General features: G+C 66.4%; 16 protein-coding genes. 11 read left to right on the top strand and 5 right to left on the bottom strand.

The annotated features are described in order from the left end of the window. Positions 1 to 27: 27 nt before the first annotated feature. The 7 genes from E2L08_RS03370 to E2L08_RS03340 all read left to right on the top strand — a co-directional run bounded on the left by E2L08_RS03370 (position 28) and on the right by E2L08_RS03340 (position 10257). Complete coding sequence (locus tag E2L08_RS03370) at positions 28 to 936, top strand: GNAT family N-acetyltransferase (RefSeq protein WP_133395644.1); 909 nt, start codon at positions 28 to 30, stop codon at positions 934 to 936. 35 nt (positions 937 to 971) lie between these two features. Further along, a complete protein-coding gene (gene guaB / locus E2L08_RS03365) occupies positions 972 to 2420 on the top strand; it encodes an IMP dehydrogenase (protein WP_133395643.1) in 1449 nt (482 codons plus the stop codon). A 36-nt stretch (positions 2421 to 2456) separates the two neighbouring features. Then, a complete protein-coding gene (locus tag E2L08_RS03360; RefSeq protein ID WP_133395642.1) occupies positions 2457 to 3611 on the top strand; it encodes an RsmB/NOP family class I SAM-dependent RNA methyltransferase in 1155 nt (384 codons plus the stop codon). Positions 3612 to 4002: 391 nt separating this feature from the next. Further along, on the top strand, positions 4003 to 5964 hold the full coding sequence (locus E2L08_RS03355; RefSeq protein ID WP_240758026.1) for a hybrid sensor histidine kinase/response regulator: 1962 nt from the start codon (positions 4003 to 4005) through the stop codon (positions 5962 to 5964). A 134-nt stretch (positions 5965 to 6098) separates the two neighbouring features. Next, positions 6099 to 7163, top strand: a complete 1065-nt coding sequence (gene recA, locus E2L08_RS03350; protein ID WP_133395640.1) for a recombinase RecA — start codon at positions 6099 to 6101, stop codon at positions 7161 to 7163. 150 nt (positions 7164 to 7313) lie between these two features. Then, on the top strand, positions 7314 to 9968 hold the full coding sequence (alaS, locus tag E2L08_RS03345) for an alanine--tRNA ligase (RefSeq protein ID WP_133395639.1): 2655 nt from the start codon (positions 7314 to 7316) through the stop codon (positions 9966 to 9968). 1 nt (position 9969) lies between these two features. Further along, a complete protein-coding gene (locus E2L08_RS03340; protein ID WP_133395638.1) occupies positions 9970 to 10257 on the top strand; it encodes a DUF1330 domain-containing protein in 288 nt (95 codons plus the stop codon). 107 nt (positions 10258 to 10364) lie between these two features. Here the strand turns inward: E2L08_RS03340 and typA are convergent, their stop codons facing one another. The 4 genes from typA to E2L08_RS03320 all read right to left on the bottom strand — a co-directional run bounded on the left by typA (position 10365) and on the right by E2L08_RS03320 (position 14894). Then, positions 10365 to 12182, bottom strand: coding sequence for a translational GTPase TypA (gene typA / locus E2L08_RS03335; protein WP_133395637.1), 1818 nt, complete (start codon positions 12180 to 12182; stop codon positions 10365 to 10367). Between the two features lie 81 nt (positions 12183 to 12263). Then, positions 12264 to 13187: a mechanosensitive ion channel family protein gene (locus E2L08_RS03330; protein ID WP_370450572.1), complete on the bottom strand. Its 924-nt coding sequence runs from the start codon at positions 13185 to 13187 to the stop codon at positions 12264 to 12266. A 61-nt stretch (positions 13188 to 13248) separates the two neighbouring features. Further along, positions 13249 to 13578, bottom strand: coding sequence for a DMT family transporter (locus tag E2L08_RS03325; RefSeq protein ID WP_133395636.1), 330 nt, complete (start codon positions 13576 to 13578; stop codon positions 13249 to 13251). 101 nt (positions 13579 to 13679) lie between these two features. Next, complete coding sequence (locus E2L08_RS03320; RefSeq protein ID WP_133395635.1) at positions 13680 to 14894, bottom strand: NADP-dependent isocitrate dehydrogenase; 1215 nt, start codon at positions 14892 to 14894, stop codon at positions 13680 to 13682. Between the two features lie 154 nt (positions 14895 to 15048). On the opposite strand from E2L08_RS03320, the gene E2L08_RS03315 reads away from it, so the two are divergent. Then, positions 15049 to 15207: a YqaE/Pmp3 family membrane protein gene (locus E2L08_RS03315; RefSeq protein ID WP_133395634.1), complete on the top strand. Its 159-nt coding sequence runs from the start codon at positions 15049 to 15051 to the stop codon at positions 15205 to 15207. A gap of 54 nt (positions 15208 to 15261) precedes the next feature. Here E2L08_RS03315 and E2L08_RS03310 read toward each other — a convergent pair whose 3' ends face one another. Continuing rightward, a complete protein-coding gene (locus E2L08_RS03310; RefSeq protein ID WP_133395701.1) occupies positions 15262 to 15915 on the bottom strand; it encodes an alpha/beta hydrolase in 654 nt (217 codons plus the stop codon). Positions 15916 to 16083: 168 nt separating this feature from the next. Here E2L08_RS03310 and iscR point away from each other — a divergent pair, with 168 nt between their 5' ends. The 3 genes from iscR to sufB are packed head-to-tail and all read left to right on the top strand — an operon-like array spanning position 16084 to position 19159. Continuing rightward, on the top strand, positions 16084 to 16545 hold the full coding sequence (gene iscR / locus E2L08_RS03305; protein ID WP_133395633.1) for a Fe-S cluster assembly transcriptional regulator IscR: 462 nt from the start codon (positions 16084 to 16086) through the stop codon (positions 16543 to 16545). Next, positions 16535 to 17584: a cysteine desulfurase family protein gene (locus E2L08_RS03300; protein ID WP_133395632.1), complete on the top strand. Its 1050-nt coding sequence runs from the start codon at positions 16535 to 16537 to the stop codon at positions 17582 to 17584. Before iscR ends, E2L08_RS03300 begins: the two co-directional genes overlap by 11 nt. A gap of 15 nt (positions 17585 to 17599) precedes the next feature. After that, entirely contained in the window at positions 17600 to 19159 is a 1560-nt protein-coding gene (sufB, locus tag E2L08_RS03295; RefSeq protein ID WP_133395631.1) for a Fe-S cluster assembly protein SufB, read from the top strand. The last annotated feature ends 22 nt before the right edge of the window (positions 19160 to 19181 follow it).

Here is a 19181-nt window from a genome sequence, read left to right as displayed (position 1 = left end):
TCATGCGGTGGGCGCAGGTTCGACCGCATGAGGATCACGTTCGACGAGTGCGATTGCGATAGCTGGACGGAATGGGCGGGCGATGCCCCGCTCGAACAGCATTGGGCCTATGGCGCCACGGCGCAACGGCTGGGCGCGCGGATCGTGCGCGCCCGCCTCGGCCCCCCGTCCGATCCCGTGGGCATCGCGCAGGGGGTGGTACGGCGTATCGGCCCGCTGCGCGTGCTCTGGCTGCCGCGGGGGGTGTTTCCGCGGCACGGCGGCGAATTGGGGCACGAGGCTGCGGCCGCGACAGGTGCGGCCCTGCCGGGGCTTGTCGCCATCCTGTCGCCCGGCGCCACCGTTCCGCTATCCGCGCCACGGATGCGGGCGATCGTCGGGCTGCACGGGGATTTGCGGGCAGGGCTTGGCGGCAAATGGCGCAACGCGCTGCGCCGTGCGGAACGTTCGGACCTGGCGGTGGAGCGTGTGGCGGGCTGCCCCGCATGGTTGCGTCAGGGCGAGGCCGAACAGCGCCGCGCGCGCGGCTACCGCGCCCTGCCGCCCGAATGGCTCGCCGCGTTCCGCCTGGCCGCTCCCGATGCGGTGGAGAGCTGGATCGCCCGCCGCGGCGCGCATCCCGTCGCGGGCATGAGTTTTCTGCGCCACGGGCGCGGCATGACCTATCACCTCGGGTGGAGCGGACGGGCAGGGCGCGCCCGCAACGCGCACAACCTGCTCTTGTGGCATGCGATGAACGACGCGGCCGCGCGGGGCACGACGATGCTCGATCTGGGGCTTGTCGATCCGGCGCGGCTGCCGGGGCTCACGCGGTTCAAGCGCGGCGCCAGGGCGCGCCTTGTTCACGACCCGGCCGTGGGGCTCGTGCTGCCGCGTCGCGCCGCCGTTCAACGCGGGGCGCGGGGGGCTTTCCTTCCCGCGCTGCCCATGGAATAGGGACGTGCCAAACGACACCATCCGAGGACCCCCCGATGGAGATTCGCGAGGCGCTGACTTTCGACGATGTCCTGCTGGTTCCGGCCGCATCGAACGTGCTGCCAAACACGGCCGATACGCGCACCCGCGTGACACGCGACATCACGATGAACATCCCGTTGCTCAGCTCGGCCATGGACACCGTGACCGAGGCGCGCATGGCCATCGCCATGGCGCAGGCGGGCGGCATCGGGGTCGTGCACCGCAATCTCGACATCGACGCGCAGGCGGATGAGGTCCGCCGCGTCAAACGGTTCGAAAGCGGCGTGGTCTACAACCCCATTACCCTGCGCCCCGGCCAGACGCTTGCCGATGCCAAGGAGCTGCAGGAGCGGTACCGCGTCACCGGTTTCCCGGTCGTGGACGCCTCGGGCCGCGTCGTGGGCATCGTCACGAACCGCGACATGCGCTTTGCCGATGACGACAGCACGCCCGTCAGCGCGATGATGACCTCGGACGATCTGGCCATCCTGCACGAACCCGCCGATCTCGACGCGGCCAAGCGCCTGATGAAGGCGCGGCGCATCGAGAAACTGCTCGTTACCGATGCCGAGGGCAAGCTCACCGGGCTGCTGACGCTCAAGGATACCGAACAGGCGGTTCTGAACCCCGCGGCCTGCAAGGACGATCTGGGCCGGCTGCGCGTGGCGGCGGCCAGCACCGTGGGCGATGCGGGGTTCGAACGCTCGGCCGCCATGGTCGATGCGGGCTGCGATATCGTCGTGATCGACACCGCGCATGGCCATTCCGAGGCCGTCGGCCACGCCGTCGCCCGGCTGCGGGCATTGTCGAACGACGTGCAGATCATCGCGGGCAACATCGCCACCGCCGAGGCAACGCGCGCCCTGATCGACGCGGGCGCGGATGCGGTCAAGGTCGGCATCGGCCCCGGATCCATCTGCACGACGCGCATGGTGGCAGGGGTGGGCGTGCCGCAGCTCACCGCGATCATCGACGCGGCCCAAGGCGCGGGGGACGTGCCCGTGATCGCCGATGGCGGGATCAAGTTCTCGGGCGATTTTGCCAAGGCGATCGCCGCCGGGGCATCCTCGGCGATGGTGGGCTCGATGCTGGCGGGCACCGACGAAAGTCCGGGCGACGTGATCCTCTACCAGGGCCGTAGCTTCAAGGCCTACCGCGGCATGGGCAGCCTCGGCGCAATGGCGCGCGGCTCGGCCGACCGCTATTTCCAGAAGGACGCGGCCAGCGACAAGCTCGTTCCCGAAGGCATCGAGGGGCAGGTGCCTTACAAGGGCGCGGCCAGCGCGGTGATCCACCAGCTCGTCGGCGGGCTGCGCGCGGCCATGGGCTATACCGGCTGCGCCACAGTCGAAGAGATGCGCAGCAAGGCCGAGTTCGTGCGCATCACCAATGCCGGCCTGCGTGAAAGCCATGTCCACGACGTGCAGATCGTGCGCGAGAGCCCGAACTACCGGATGGGCTGAGGCCATGCCGACGCCGAGTGCAGGCGGGAGGATGCGATGACGCCCGGGGCCCGTGCGCAAGCGGCGATCCTGTGCCTCGACGCCATAGAAGGGGGAACGCCGGCCGAGAAGGTCCTGACCAACTGGGCCCGCGGCGCGCGATATGCCGGATCCAGGGACCGCGCGGCGGTGCGCGATCTTGTCTTCGATATCCTGCGGCGCTGGTGGTCGGTGGCGATCCGCGGTGGCGGCACCACGGGGCGTGCGCGCATGATCGGATATTTGCGCGAAATCGGGGGTTTGGAGGGCGTCTTTGATGTTGATCCCTACGGCCCCGGTCCGCTGACTGACGTCGAACAGGCCGGCGGGCGACGGCCCGAGGGGCGTGAGGCGCTCGACTGGCCCGAATGGCTCTGGCCCGAACTCGACCGGAGCCTCGGGCCCGAGGCCGAGCCGGTAGCGCGCGCGATGCGCGACCGCGCGCCGGTGTTTCTGCGGGCCAACCCGCTGAAAACGAACCGGGATGCGGCCATCGAGCAATTGGCGGCAGAGGGGATAACGGCTCGCGCCCATCCCCTGTCGCCGACCGCCATCGAGGTGATCGACCGCACGCGTGCGATCCCCGGGTCCCATGCGTTTCACCAAGGCTTGATCGAGATCCAGGACGCCGCGAGCCAGGCCGTGATCGACCGTCTACCGCCGGTGACTGGCTTGCGGGTGCTGGATTTCTGTGCCGGTGGAGGGGGCAAGACGCTTGCGCTGGCCGCGCATCGGCCGGCGAGGCTGCATGCGCATGACAAGTTTCGCGACCGGATGAAGGATCTGCTCACACGCGCCACGCGTGCCGGTGCAGGGGTCAAGGTAGTTAACACACCGGATCCGTGTGGGTACGACCTCGTGCTTGCCGATGCGCCGTGCTCGGGCAGCGGAGCATGGCGCCGCCAGCCCCATGGAAAGATTTCCATGAATGATAGCGGTTTGGAGGCATTACTTAAGAGACAAGATGAAGTTCTATCCGCATCCGCTTGTTATGTCGCGCCCGGTGGATATCTCGCCTATGCGACCTGCTCCATCTTCGACGCCGAGAATGGCGACCGGGTCGCTGCGTTTCTTGAAAGCCACCCGGAATTTCGGTTGATCGACGCGCATCGGTTTACGCCGCTCGATGGGGGCGACGGTTTCTACATCGCAATTCTTCAGCTCTCTCCCTGAGCATTTACCGGTTGTTAAGATCCTCGGGGCAAGGTGACATGACGATTTAGCCCCGAGGGAGGGATGCGTGTCCGACGCGGGAACGGGTGATATTCGGCGTGTGCAGGTATCGCGCCCGCGATTGATCGGGCTCGGGGCCATCGCGCTTGCAGCCATCGGCCTTGGGGTCGTCGTGCCGCGCATTGCCGGCTCGGCCTTTGCCGTCGCTGCGACACTCGCCGCATTCTGCGCCTTTATAGCGGTTTTGCGTTTGTTTCCCGCCATGCGAAAGAGGTCCGATATCGCGCAGGCCCGCGCGCTTTCCGTCGCGACCGGCGGGTCGGTTTTCGTCACGGACGGTGCGGGGAACCCTTTTTGGAAACGGAGCAAAACCGCATCCCCCGAGGCGGCGTTGTCACCCCATAGCGCCGACCCCGTGGGCGATGTTGCGCGCTTGGCGCGGCTCGCGGCGGTCGAGGGCCTGGCCGAGGACCGGTTCACCCTGCCCACGGGGCTTTTGCGCCTTCGGGTGCGCCGCATGGCCGGCGGATCCCTGTTGTGGGAGGTCGAACGGCTCGAGGATCGCCGCCTGATGGCCGAGCCTCGCAACGTGCTGCGGTTCCATATCGACGATTGCGACCGCGTTACCTGGGTGGGGCACAACCTGCGCGCCGCGCTCGAGGCGGCGGGCCAGCCCGATCTGCGCGGCGCCCTGCTCGAGGATATTTTTGCCGTCGATCTCCGTGATGGCGCCCCGGATCTGCATGACAACGCTACGGTCGAGATGCTGCTGCCCGGGCGCCCGCAGCTCGTCTCGGTCGCGGTCACGGACCTGCCGGCGCCGGGCCGGCGCGAGGTCGTGGCGACCCCGATCGAGGCCCCGCATGTCCTGCCAGATATCGAGCACATCCCGGTGGCCATGCTCGAGCTCGGCCGCGACGGCCGGATACTGGCGTCGAACGTCCAGGCACGGCGTCTTTTCAACCTACAGGACGGCGAAGATCCCCGCTTGGGCGAGGTGTTCGACGGACTCGGACGCCCCGTTTCGGACTGGATCGGCGCGGCATTCGCCGGAACGGCGCTCGACAAGCCCGAAATCGGCCGCGCGGCCCGCGCCAAGCCCGATCTTTTCGTCAAGACCACCTTGTCCAAGGTCGCTGGCCGCACTGACCGCCTCATCGCGGTTTGCCAGGATGCGACCGACATGAAGACGCTCGAGGCGCAGTTCGTCCAAAGCCAGAAAATGCAGGCCATCGGTCAGCTCGCGGGCGGTATCGCGCATGATTTCAACAATCTGCTGACGGCGATCAGCGGGCATTGCGACCTATTGCTCATGCGCCACGATGCGGGCGACCCCGATTTCGCGGATCTGGTGCAGATCAACCAGAACGCGGGCCGGGCGGCCGGCCTCGTGCGCCAATTGCTGGCTTTTTCGCGCAAGCAATCGCTCGATCCCGAGGTTCTGGAACTGCCATCCGTCCTGTCGGATCTGACCCACCTTCTCAATCGGTTGGTCGGCGAACGGGTAACGCTTTCGGTGGAACACTCGAACATGACGCGGGCGATCCGGGCCGATCCGCGCCAGCTTGAGCAGGTGATCGTCAATCTCGTCGTCAATGCCCGCGACGCGATGCCCGATGGCGGCAAGATCTCGATCCGTACCGAGGCGCTCGACCTCGACGCGCCCTTGACGCGGGAAAGGGCCACAATCCTCGCGGGGAGCTATTGCGTCATCTCGGTGTCCGACGAGGGTACCGGCATCGCCCAGGATGTCCGCGAGAAGATCTTTGAGCCGTTCTTTACCACGAAACGCGCGGGCGAAGGCACCGGCCTCGGCCTTTCCACGGTCTACGGCATTGTGAAACAGACCGGCGGCTATGTCTTCGTCGACAGCACGATCGGGCGCGGCACGACGTTCACCATATACCTGCCCGCCGCCGACCGGCCCGACCCCGTGCAAACCACCCCAAAAGAGAACGAGACGCCCCCGACCCCCCCCATCACGCCCGGTGGCGACGTCGTTTTGCTGGTCGAGGACGAGGATCCGGTGCGCGCCTTCATATCGCGGGCGCTCAGGATGCGGGGCCACCAGGTGATCGAGGCCGCGGATGCCGAACAGGCGCTTGCGATCCTGCAGGATCCAGAGCTTCGCGTCGACGTATTCCTCAGCGACATCATCATGCCCGGCCGCGACGGGCCGTCATGGGTCGGAGAAGCGCTGAGCGCGCGCCCCGACACACGCGTGATCTTCATCTCGGGTTATGCCGAGGAAACGCTGGACGAACAGCGCCGCGCCTTTCCCGCGTCGAAATTCCTGCCCAAACCGTTTTCGCTCGCCGAGCTCGAGGATGCCGTGGCCGTGCCCGCAAACTAACCTTTCGTTCAGGCATTTGCCTCATGCTGGATGAGGGTTTGCAATGTTCGCGGGTTTCCCCATATACGAGAACAAGGCAAGAACAAAAGCACTCGTTGTCGCGCACCCGGCGACGTGAAATAAGGATGGCGAACATGAAATCTGCGAGCATTCTGGACATGGCTGACAAGCGAAGCGCGGACAAGCAGAAGGCACTCGATTCTGCCCTGGCCCAGATCGAACGTCAGTTCGGCAAGGGATCGATCATGAAGCTCGGGGGCGACACCCCCGTTCCCGATATCGAATCGACCTCGACCGGATCGCTCGGGCTCGACATCGCGCTTGGCATCGGTGGCATCCCCAAGGGCCGGATCGTCGAGATCTACGGCCCGGAATCGTCGGGCAAGACGACGCTGACGCTGCATTGCGTCGCCGAAGAGCAGAAGAAGGGCGGGGTTTGCGCCTTTGTCGATGCGGAACACGCGCTCGATCCGCAATATGCCCGCAAGCTCGGCGTCAGCCTCGAGGAGTTGCTGATCTCGCAGCCCGATACCGGGGAGCAGGCGCTCGAGATCACCGATACGCTGGTGCGTTCGGGCGCGGTGAGCATGGTCGTCGTCGACTCCGTCGCGGCGCTGACGCCGAAAAGTGAACTCGAAGGCGATATGGGTGACAGCTCCGTCGGGGTTCATGCCCGCCTCATGAGCCAGGCCATGCGCAAGCTCACCGGGTCGATCCACCGGTCGGGTTGCACGGTGATCTTCATCAACCAGATCCGCATGAAGATCGGCGTGATGTTCGGCAGCCCGGAAACGACGACGGGCGGCAATGCGCTGAAATTCTACTCCTCGGTGCGGCTCGATATCCGGCGCATCGGCTCGATCAAGGATCGCGACGAGGTGGTGGGCAACCAGACCCGCGTCAAGGTCGTCAAGAACAAGGTATCGCCGCCGTTCAAGCAGGTCGAGTTCGACATCATGTATGGCGAGGGGATCTCCAAGACTGGCGAGCTTCTGGATCTCGGTGTCAAGGCGGGCGTGGTCGACAAGTCCGGGTCGTGGTTCAGCTATGGCGACGAGCGGATCGGCCAGGGTCGCGAGAACGCAAAGACCTTCCTCAAGGCCAACCCCGCCATCGCGCTCGAGATCGAGGACAAGATCCGCGCGAGCCACGGTCTCGATTTCGCGGGTTCCGAAGAGGATTCGGTGGTCGAGGAATAGGCGCTGGCGCAACAGGGCGGGCGGGTCGCCGACCCGTCCCCTCAGCCCCGGCGTGCAGCACATGCGGATCGCGGGACGCGGGCCGCTTTACGCCGAACTTGCGGGCGGCTAGATCGGGGCAGGTCTGCCTCCAGAGGATCGATCTTCGCGATGCCCAGCCTGAATGAAATCCGCCGTACGTTTCTCGATTACTTCGCCGGGAACGGTCACGCCGAGGTGCCGAGTTCGTCGCTGGTGCCGCGCAACGATCCGACGCTTATGTTCACCGCCGCCGGGATGGTTCAATTCAAGAACCTCTTTACCGGCATCGAGACACGCGACTACACGCGGGCGGTCACGGCCCAGAAATGCGTCCGCGCGGGCGGCAAGCATAACGATCTCGACAATGTCGGCTATACCGCGCGGCACCATACGTTTTTCGAGATGCTGGGAAATTTCTCGTTCGGGGATTATTTCAAGGACGATGCGATCGCGCTGGCCTGGACCTTGCTCACGCGCGAGTTCGGGATCGACCCCGACCGGCTTCTGGTCACGGTCTACCACACCGACGACGAGGCGGTGGAGATCTGGAAACGGGTCGCGGGCCTTGGCGACGACCGGATCATCCGCATCGCGACCGACGACAATTTCTGGTCGGCCGGCCCGACGGGGCCTTGCGGGCCCTGCACCGAGATCTTTTACGACCACGGCCCCGGCATCGCGGGTGGCCCTCCGGGGAGCCCCGATGAGGATGGCGACCGGTTCATCGAGATCTGGAACCTCGTCTTCATGCAGTACGAGCAGTTCGCCGACGGAACCCGGAAGGAACTGGCGGCGAAATCCATCGACACCGGGATGGGTCTGGAGCGGATCGGCGCGTTGCTTCAGGGCAAGCACGACAATTACGACACCGACCTTTTCCGCGCGCTGATCGAGGCCTCGGCCGCGGCGACGGGGACCGAGCCCGACGGGCCCGGTAACGTGCATCACCGCGTCATCGCCGATCACCTGCGGTCCTGTTCCTTCCTGATCGCCGACGGGGTTCTGCCCTCAAACGAGGGGCGCGGATATGTGCTGCGGCGGATCATGCGGCGGGCGATGCGACACGCGCATCTGCTGGGGGCGGAGCGTCCGGTGATGCACCGTCTCGTGGGCGAATTGGTGCGGCAGATGGGCGATGCCTATCCCGAACTCGGTTATGCGCGCCCGATGATCGAGGAAACGCTGGAATCCGAGGAAACGCGCTTTCGCCAGACGCTGGACCGGGGTCTGCGGCTGCTCGATGACGAGGTCGCGCGCCTGCCCGATGGCACCGATCTTCCGGGTGAGACCGCGTTCAAGCTGTATGACACCTACGGGTTTCCGCTGGACCTGACGCAGGATGCGCTGCGCGAGAAGGGCCGCGGCGTGAACACCGAGAGTTTCGACAGCGCGATGGCCGCGCAAAAGGCCAAGGCGCGCGCGGCCTGGGTCGGCTCGGGCGAGACGGCCGATGCCGCGATCTGGTACGACGTGGCCGAGGCGCATGGTATCACCGAGTTCCTCGGCTACGACACGCTCGAGGCCGAGGCGAGCGTGCTGGCCATCGTCGTGGGCGCGGACCGGGTGGCGCGCGCGGAAAGCGGCGCGTCGGTGCAGATCGCGGTGAACCAGACGCCGTTCTACGCCGAGGCGGGCGGGCAGGTGGGCGATACCGGCAGTCTGGCCACCGGGGATGCAACGGTCGAGATCACCGATACGAAAAAGATCGCCGGGGTCTTCGTGCATTTCGGCACGGTGAAATCGGGTGTCCTGACCGAGGGGGCGACCGGCCGCCTCGCCGTCGATGGCGAGCGTCGCCAAAAGATCCGGGCCAACCATTCCGCCACGCATCTGCTGAACGAGGCCCTGCGCGAAGTGCTCGGCGATCATGTCGCGCAGCGCGGATCGCTGAATGCGCCGGACCGGCTGAGGTTCGATTTCAGCCATCGCCAGGCGCTGACCGCCGAGGAGATGGGCGAGATCGAGCGGCGGATCAACAGCTTCATCCGGCAGGACAGCGCGGTGTCGACGCGGCTGATGACGCCGGACGATGCGCGCGCCCTGGGCGCACAGGCGCTGTTCGGCGAGAAATACGGCGACGAGGTCCGGGTCGTGTCCATGGGCGAGGCGCCGACGGGCCGCGGCACCGACGGGCGGACATGGTCGATCGAGCTTTGCGGCGGCACCCATGTCGCGCGCACGGGCGAGATCGGGCTTTGCGTGCTGACGGGCGACTCGGCCTCTTCGGCGGGGGTGCGGCGCGTGGAGGCGTTGACCGGGCAGGCGGCGCTCGACCATCTGGCCGAGCAGGCGCGGCTTGCCAACGAGGCGGCGGCGGCGATCAAGGCGCCGCTGGCCGACCTGCCGGCGCGGCTGCGGGCGATGATGGACGAACGGCGACAGCTTCAGGCCGAACTGGCCGATCTGCGCCGCGACCGCGCGATGGCGGGCAACGGCGCGGCCCCGGTCCTGCGCGAGGTCGGCGGCATCAAGCTGGTCGCCCAACGGGTCGACGGCGTGTCGGGCAAGGATCTGCCGCCGCTCATCGACGCGCAAAAGGCGCAGATCGGGTCGGGCGCGGTGGTCCTGATCGCGGATGCGGGCGACAAGGCGGCGGTCGCGGCGGGCGTTACCGACGATCTGACCGGGCGGCTATCGGCGGTCGATCTCGTGCGCGTCGCGGTCGAGGCGCTTGGCGGCAAGGGCGGCGGTGGCCGGCCCGCGATGGCGCAGGGCGGTGCCAAATCCGCCGAAAAGGCCGATGCGGCCATCGCCGCGGTCGAAACCCACCTGGAGGGATTGTGACATGCCCGCCTTGTGGATCGCCCATGTCAAGGTGAACGATGCCGAAGCCTATGCCCGCTATGCCGCCGGCGCGACCGAGGCGATCGCGGCCCATGGCGGCGTCTTCGTCGCGCGGGGCGGCGCCTATCTCCAGCTCGAGGGGCCGGAGCGGCCGCGCAACGTGGTCGCGCGTTTCCCCAGCATGGAGGCGGCCGAGGCATGTTACCGCTCGGACGCCTACCAGGCTGCCTTGTCCCACGCAAAGGGCGCGGCGGAGCGTGAACTGGTCCTGGTCGAGATTCCCGATTAACGGCTGCCGCAGGGTCGATCCGTTCGGACCCTCAGCCTGTCGGCGATGAACGGAAAAAGGGGGCCGCGCGGCCCCCTTTGTCGTTTTCACCATGGCGCACCTTGGGCTCAGCCCGCGCGCGACGCGCGCTTGCGCTCATGCGGGTCGAGGTGGCGCTTGCGGATGCGGATCGCGTTGGGCGTGACCTCGACCAGCTCGTCGTCGTTGATATAGGCGATGGCTTCCTCGAGGCTCAGCTTGACGGGCGTGGTGAGGCGCACAGCCTCGTCCGTGCCGCTTGCGCGCACGTTGGTCAGTTTCTTGCCCTTGAGCGGGTTCACCTCGAGATCGTTGTCGCGGCTGTGCTCGCCGATGACCATGCCGGTATAGATGTCTTCCTGCGCGCCGATGAACATCTTGCCCCGATCCTCGAGGTTGAAGAGCGCATAGGCCACCGATTGTCCGTTCTCCATCGAGATGAGCACACCCTGCCGCCGGCCGGGGATCGGCCCCTTGTGCGGGGCCCAGCCGTGAAAGACGCGGTTCAGGACGCCCGTGCCGCGCGTGTCGGTCAGGAACTCGCCGTGATAGCCGATAAGCCCGCGCGACGGCACATGAGCCACGATGCGGGTCTTGCCGGCGCCCGCGGGGCGCATCTCGACCAGCTCGCCCTTACGGGCGCCGGTAATCTTTTCGATCACGGTGCCGGAATACTCGTCATCGACGTCGATCGTCGCTTCCTCGATCGGCTCCATCCGCTGTCCGTCGATCTCGCGCATGAGAACCTGCGGGCGCGAGATCGACAGCTCGAACCCCTCGCGGCGCATGTTCTCGATCAACACGCCCATCTGAAGCTCGCCGCGGCCGGCGACCTCGAAGGCATCGCCGCTGGGCGTATCGGTGACGCGGATGGCCACGTTCTGCTCGGCTTCCTTCATCAGTCGGTCGCGGATCACCCGGCTTTGCACCTTCTTGCCGTCGCGCCCGGCAAGGGGGCTGTCGTTGATCCCGAAGGTCACGCTGATCGTGGGCGGGTCGATGGGCTGGGCGGGCAGGGCGGTGTCGACGGCCAAGGCACAGATCGTGTCGGCCACCGTCGCCTTGGACATGCCGGCCAGTGACACGATATCGCCCGCGCGGGCCTCTTCGATGTCGGACTGGCCGAGACCGCGGAACGCCTGGATGCGCGTGACGCGGAACTGCTCGATCTTCTGGTTCGAGCGGCTGAGCGCCTGCACCGTCGCGCCCACCTTGAGCTTGCCCGACTCGACACGGCCCGTCAGCAACCGGCCGACAAAGGGATCGGCACCCAGCGTCGTGGCCAGCATGCTGAAATCCTCGTCGATGCGCGATTGCTGCCGCGGCGGCGGCACATGGCGCAGCACCAGCTCGAACAGGGCCGAGAGATCCTTGCGCGGCCCGTCGAGATCGCTGTCGGCCCAGCCAGACCGGCCCGAGGCATAGAGATGCGGAAAGTCGAGCTGATCCTCGTCGGCGTCGAGATTGGCGAACAGGTCGAACACCTCGTCGAGCGCGCGATCGGGCTCGGCATCGGGCTTGTCCACCTTGTTCAGGACGACGATGGGCCGCAGCCCCAGCGCCAGCGCTTTTGAGGTGACGAACTTGGTTTGCGGCATCGGTCCTTCGGCGGCGTCAACCAGCAGCACCACGCCATCGACCATGGACAGGATCCGCTCGACCTCGCCGCCGAAATCGGCGTGGCCGGGCGTGTCGACGATATTGATCCGCGCGCCTTTCCACTCGACCGAGGTATTCTTGGCGAGGATGGTGATTCCGCGCTCGCGTTCGAGGTCGTTGGAGTCCATCATCCGCTCGGCCACCTGCTGGTTCTCGCGGAAGGCGCCCGACTGTTTCAGTAGTTCGTCAACCAGCGTCGTCTTGCCGTGGTCGACATGCGCGATGATGGCGATATTGCGAAGATCCATGTGCATCCGTCTCGTGGGGTCGCGCGGCCCTTAACGCGGGCCGGGCCCAAGGGAAAGCGCAATCGCCGTCACGATCCGCGCTCAGTCCCGTGACGACGCGGTGTCGTCGTCCGGGGGCGCGTCCTTGCGCGTCAGCGGCAGGGCCTCGGCGAAGGTCAGCGTGCGATAGGGGAAGGGGATCTCGATCCCGGCCTCGTCCAGCGCGCGCTTGACCGCGGCGACGACCTTGTCGCGGCTCGCGCGGATATCGACGGGGCGCGACCCGGTCCACCATGTCACCTCGAAATTGATCGCGCTGTCGGCGAATTCCTTGGCAAAGATCTGCACGTCCTTGACGTCGTCGCGCACCGAATCGACGTCCTTGACCGCGCGTTCGATGACCTCGCGCGCGGCATCGACATCCTCGCCATAGGCCACGCCGCAGATGATCGTCGTGCGCCGCAGATCGGTCGAGGTCCGCACCGTCACGGCGTTCTTGAAGAACATCGCGTTTGGCGCCACGACAAGCTGGCCGTCGGTCTGTCGGATATGGGTATCACGGATCGTGATCTCCTCGACCCGGCCGTCGATGCCCTGGCATTCGATGAAATCGCTCTTAGAGAACGGCTCGCGGATCAACAGCAGGATCCCGGCGAGGAAGTTCTCGAACACGTCCTTGAAGGCAAAGCCGATGGCCACGCCGCCCACGCCAAGCGCGGTGAGCGCGCGGCCCGGCGTGATGGACGGCACGGCGATGGTCAGCGTCAGCAGGGATCCCATCAGCCACAGCCCGACGGTCAGCAGCATGACCACGACATCGACCAGCGCGCGCCGCATCCGCGCGCGGCGCAGCACCTTTGGCACGATCCATTGCACGACGCGGATGACCGCGACCGTGAGCAGAAAGAACAGCGTCGCAAAGACGAGCTGCGGCAGCACCCGCCAGAAGCCGGTGACATAGCTCGACAGCTCGGCACGCATGGGTTCGGGCAATCGCGCCCAGGTCGAAAGGATCAGGTCTTCCATGGCAAGGGCATCTAGCGGAGGCCGCGCGCAGGGCGAGGCCCGCGCGCTCCGAAACCCCGCGTCAATGGGGCGTGGTGTCGGAAAAAAGCTGGATGACGGCGATCCCGGCCACGATCAGCCCCATGCCCATGACGGCCGCCATGTCGAGCCTCTGGCCGAAGACGGTCCAGCCGATCACCGCGATGAACAGGATTCCCATACCCGACCAGAGCGCATAGACGACGCCCACGGGCAGCGACACCAGCGTCAGCGACAGCAGGTAGAACGCGCCCGCATAGGCCAGCACGACGACCACCGAGGGCAGGGGCCGGGTGAATTGCTGCGACGCCTGCAACGCCGATGTGCCCACGGTTTCGAGTAGCACGGCGAGGATGAGGTAGAGATAGACCATGGCCCCGTCCTGACCCGCGGGTGCGGCGGGCGCAAGGGGTTTGGTCGGCGCATGGCGGCGGGGGCGGGGGCCAAAGCCGCGGCCCCCGCCGCCGCGCCGGGTCAGGCGCCGAGGGCGCGGTCGAGATTCTCGTCGATCTTCTCGAGGAACCCTTCGGTCGTCAGCCAGCCCTGGTCGGGGCCGACGAGCAGCGCGAGATCCTTGGTCATGTGCCCGGCCTCGACCGAGTCGACGACGACCTTTTCCAGCGTTTCGGCGAATTGCAACAGGCGCGCGTTGTCGTCGAGCTTGGCGCGGTGGCGCAGCCCCCCGGTCCAGGCAAAGATCGACGCGATCGAGTTGGTAGAGGTCTTTTCGCCCTTCTGATGCTGGCGGTAATGGCGGGTCACGGTGCCATGCGCGGCCTCGGATTCGACCACCTTGCCATCGGGCGTCATCAGCACCGAGGTCATCAGCCCGAGCGAGCCGAAGCCCTGCGCGACGGTATCGGACTGCACGTCGCCGTCGTAGTTCTTGCAGGCCCAGACATAGCCGCCCGACCATTTCATCGCCGAGGCCACCATGTCGTCGATCAGCCGGTGCTCGTAGGTCAGGCCGGCCTCGGCGAAGGCGTCCTTGAACTCCTCGTCGAAGACCTTCTGGAACAGGATCATGAACTGGCCGTCATAGTTCTTGAGGATCGTGTTCTTGGTCGACAGATAGACCGGGTAGCCGCGCTTGAGGCCATAGTTGAACGAGGCGCGGGCAAAGTCGCGGATGCTGTCGTCGAGGTTGTACATCCCCATGTAGACGCCCGAGGACGGCGCCTTGAATACCTCTTCCTCCATCACGGTGCCGTCCTCGCCGACGAATTTCATCGACAGCGTGCCGGGGCCGGGGAATTTCATGTCGGTGGCGCGGTACTGGTCGCCATAGGCGTGGCGGCCGATGATGATGGGCTGGGTCCAGCCGGGCACGAGGCGCGGCACGTTCGAGCAGATGATCGGCTCGCGAAAGACAACGCCGCCCAGGATGTTGCGGATCGTGCCGTTGGGGCTGCGCCACATCTTTTTCAGGCCGAATTCCTCGACGCGGCCCTCGTCGGGGGTGATGGTGGCGCATTTCACGCCGACGCCGATCTCCTTGATCTTTTCGGCGGCGTCGACGGTGATCTGGTCGTCGGTGCGGTCCCGCTCCTCGATGCCGAGGTCGTAGTAGAGCAGGTCGATATCCAGATAGGGCAGGATCAGTTTCTGCTTGATGAAATCCCAGATGATGCGGGTCATCTCGTCGCCGTCGAGCTCGACGACGGGGTTCTCGACCTTGATCTTCGACATGGGCGCGTCCTTCGGTTGTGCAGGTGCCGTTTCAGCCCCGCACATAGCCGAAGCGCGGTCGCGTGAAAAGGGTATGCAACGGGATACCGAGCCGCGCGGTGGAACGATCCGCGCGCTGGCGCGTCCCTACCGGCAACACCGAAAGGAATCCGCCATGGACATCATCCGCATCATCATCGCCATCATCCTGCCGCCGCTCGGCGTCTTTCTGCAGGTCGGTCTGGGCAAGCATTTCTGGCTGAACATCCTGCTCACGATCCTGGGCTACATCCCCGGCATCGTGCACGCGGTCTGGATCATCGCCAAGAAATGAGCGCCGGAGGCGCGGGGCGCGAGAGTGTCCCGCGCGCCCCGCGGGCGGCGCCCGTCAGCGCGTGTTCTCGGTCAGTCGGCGGCGGACGTAGTCCTGCACCGAGCCGATCATGGGCTCCATGTGCGGATCTTCGAAGAAGTGGCCCGATCCCTCGACCTCCTGATGGGTGATCGTGATGCCCTTTTGCTCGTGCAGCTTGGCGACGAGGGCCTGGGTGTCCTTGGGCGGGGCCACGCGGTCGGCGCTGCCGTTGATGATGAGGCCCGAGCTGGGGCAGGGCGCGAGGAACGAGAAATCGTACATGTTCGCGGGCGGCGAGACCGAGATGAAGCCCGTGACCTCGGGGCGGCGCATCAGAAGCTGCATCCCGATCCACGCCCCGAACGAGAATCCGGCGACCCAGCAATGCTTGGCGTTGGGATTGAGCGCCTGTAGATAGTCGAGCGCCGATGCGGCGTCCGAAAGCTCTCCGATTCCCTGGTCGTATTCGCCCTGGCTGCGGCCGACGCCCCGGAAGTTGAAGCGCAGGACGGTGAAACCCATCTCGTGGAAGGCGTAATGCAGGTTGTAGACCACCCGGTTGTTCATCGTCCCGCCGAATTGCGGGTGCGGGTGAAGCACGATCGCGATGGGCGCATCGTGTTTCTTCTGGGCGTGGTAGCGCCCTTCGAGGCGCCCCTCGGGGCCGGGAAAAATCACCTCGGGCATGGTCGGCTCCAGATTGGGGGGTCCGGCCATTGTTGACGTCAATGGTCGGGTACCTTAGAACAATTCTAAATCGTGCCCGATAACCGGGACGACCGCCGATCGCAGGTAGGCAACGGGCGGGCCAAGGTCAACTGAAAGCACGGTTTCCGTGCCGGGCGGAGCGACGCGATGAAGCTGAGCACAAAGGGACGATACGCCATGATCGCTCTGAGCGACCTGGCGCTTCAGGCACCGGGCACGCTGGTGTCGCTGACCGATCTCAGCCGGCGGCAGTCGGTTTCGCTGCCCTATCTCGAACAGCTCTTCGTCAAGCTGCGCCGCGCCGAGCTCGTCTCGTCGGTGCGCGGGCCGGGCGGCGGTTATCGCCTTGCGCGGCCTGCCTCGGAAATCCGGGTGATCGAGGTGCTGGCGGCGGTCGACGAGACGGTGAACGCGTTGCAGGCGGGCGCCGGGGCCTCGGGCGGCCTGTCGGGCACCAAGGCGCAATCGCTGAACAACCGCCTATGGGAGGGTCTGTCGGCGCATGTCTATGTCTTCCTGCACCAGACGCGCCTGTCGGATGTCGTCGGCAACGGGCTGGCGCCATGCCCGGCGGTCCCGTCTCTGTTCGAGGTCGTCGATGAAGCCTGAGCGCGCCTATCTCGACTGGAACGCCAGCGCGCCCCTGCGTCCCGAGGCGCGCGAGGCGATGATCGCCGCGCTGGATCTCGCGGGCAACCCGTCCTCGATCCATGACGAGGGACGGCGCGCGCGTGCGGCGGTCGAACGGGCCCGCGCGCAGGTGGCCGAGGCCGCGGGCGCAAGCGGGTCCGATGTCGTGTTCGTCTCGGGCGCGACCGAGGCGGCGGCCCTGGCCTGCGCGGGGCGCGACCTGGCTTGTGCGCAGGTCGAACATGACGCGGTCCTTGCGTGGTGCGCGCCTGTGCTGGGCGTGGACGCGCAGGGCGCCGTCACGGTCGCGGACCCGGCGCGCACCGCGTTGCAGGCCGCCAATTCAGAAACGGGCGTCGTGCAGCGCCTGCCCGAGGGACTGGCCGTCTGCGACGCCACGCAGGCGTTCGGCAAGATACCCTTTGCCTTCGACTGGTCGGGGGTCGAGATGGCCTTTGTCTCGGCCCACAAGATCGGCGGCCCGAAAGGCGTCGGCGCGCTGCTGATCCGGCGCGGCCTCGATATCGCGGCGCGCATCCGCGGCGGCGGGCAGGAGATGGGCCGCCGCGCGGGGACCGAGAACGTAGCCGCCATCGCGGGCTTCGGCGCGGCGGCGGCGGCGGCGGCGCGCGATCTGGCGAACGGGCTCTGGGACGGTGTGGCGCAGCGCCGCGACCGGCTGGAGCGGCGGTTGGCAGTCGAGGCGCCCGTGACTATCTGCCTGGGCAAGGATGTGCCCCGGCTTCCCAATACGAGCCTTTTCGTGACGCCCGGCTGGAAGGGCGAGACGCAGGTGATGCAGATGGACCTCGCGGGGGTCGCGGTATCGGCCGGATCGGCCTGTTCCAGCGGCAAGCTGCGCGGCTCGGGCGTGCTGGCGGCGATGGGGCTCGACGCGGCGGCGGCGGGTTCGGCATTGCGCGTCTCGATGGGCCCGACGACGACGGATGACGATGTGGACCGCTTCGCCGAAGCGTGGCTACAGCATTTCAACAGATATCGGGCGCGTGCCGCCTGAGCGAAGGAGACCGACATGACCGATCAGATCGCGCTTCAGGACAAGGTGAAGGACGGCGTCGAAAAGGAAACGGTGGATGCCGTCGCCGCGCTTGGCACCTACAAGCATGGCTGGAACACCGAGATCGAGATGGATTTCGCGCCGAAAGGGCTGAACGAGGATATCGTCCGGCTGATTTCCGAGCGCAACGAAGAGCCCGAGTGGATGCTCGAATGGCGGCTCGAGGCCTTCCGCCGCTGGCAAAAGCTCGACGAGCCCGACTGGTCGATGCTGAAATATGCGCCGGTCGACTACCAGGAGCAGTATTACTACGCCAAGCCGGCCTCGATGAAGGAAAAGCCGAAGTCGCTGGACGATGTCGACCCCAAGCTGCTCGAGACCTATGCCAAGCTCGGCATCCCGCTGAAGGAGCAGTTGATCCTCGCCGGGGTCGAGGGCGCCGATGCCGCGCCCGCCGATGCGCGCGATCTCGACGGCGAGCCCGCCACGGGCGAGCGGCGGGTGGCCGTGGACGCGGTGTTCGACTCGGTCAGCGTGGGCACGACCTTCAAGAAGGAACTGGCCGCCGCGGGCGTCATCTTCTGCTCGATCTCGGACGCGATCCGCGACCACCCCGAGCTTGTGCGCAAGTACCTGGGCAGCGTCGTGCCGGTGCAGGACAACTATTTCGCAACGCTCAACAGTGCGGTGTTTTCCGACGGATCGTTCGTCTATGTGCCCAAGGGCGTGCGCTGCCCGATGGAGCTGTCGACCTATTTCCGCATCAATGCCGAGAATACCGGCCAGTTCGAACGGACGCTCATCATCTGCGACGACAGCGCCTATGTGAGCTATCTCGAGGGCTGCACCGCGCCGATGCGCGACACCAATCAGCTTCACGCGGCGGTGGTCGAGATCGTGGCGCTCGACGATGCCGAGGTGAAATACTCGACCGTCCAGAACTGGTATCCGGGCGACGAGAACGGCAAGGGCGGCATCTATAATTTCGTCACCAAGCGCGCCGATTGCCGCGGGGCGCGGTCCAAGGTGTCGTGGACGCAGGTCGAGACCGGGTCGGCGCTGACGTGGAAATACCCGTCCTGCATCCTGCGCGGCGATGACAGCCAGGGCGAGTTCTATTCCATCGCCATCACGAACAACTGGCAGCAGGCCGATACCGGCACCAAGATGATCCACCTGGGCAAGAACACGCGCTCGCGAATCGTGTCCAAGGGGATCAGCGCCGGGCACGCGCAGAACACCTATCGCGGGCTCGTGTCGATGCATCCCAAGGCCACCAATTCGCGCAACTACACGCAGTGCGACAGCTTGCTGATCGGGGGCGAATGCGGCGCGCACACGGTTCCCTATATCGAGGTCAAGAACAACTCGAGCCGGGTGGAGCACGAGGCCACGACATCCAAGGTGGATGACGACCAGATGTTCTACTGCCAGCAGCGCGGCATGGACGAAGAAGAGGCCGTCGCGCTGATCGTCAACGGGTTCTGCCGCGAGGTGCTCCAGGCGTTGCCGATGGAGTTCGCGATGGAAGCCCAGCAGCTCGTCGCCATCTCGCTCGAAGGCTCGGTGGGCTGATCATGCAGCCGCGCATCGACGA

The organism is Palleronia sediminis, from assembly GCF_004358695.1.
In the GTDB taxonomy this organism is placed as follows: domain Bacteria; phylum Pseudomonadota; class Alphaproteobacteria; order Rhodobacterales; family Rhodobacteraceae; genus Palleronia; species Palleronia sediminis.
This window is presented reverse-complemented; position numbering and strand designations above follow the sequence as displayed.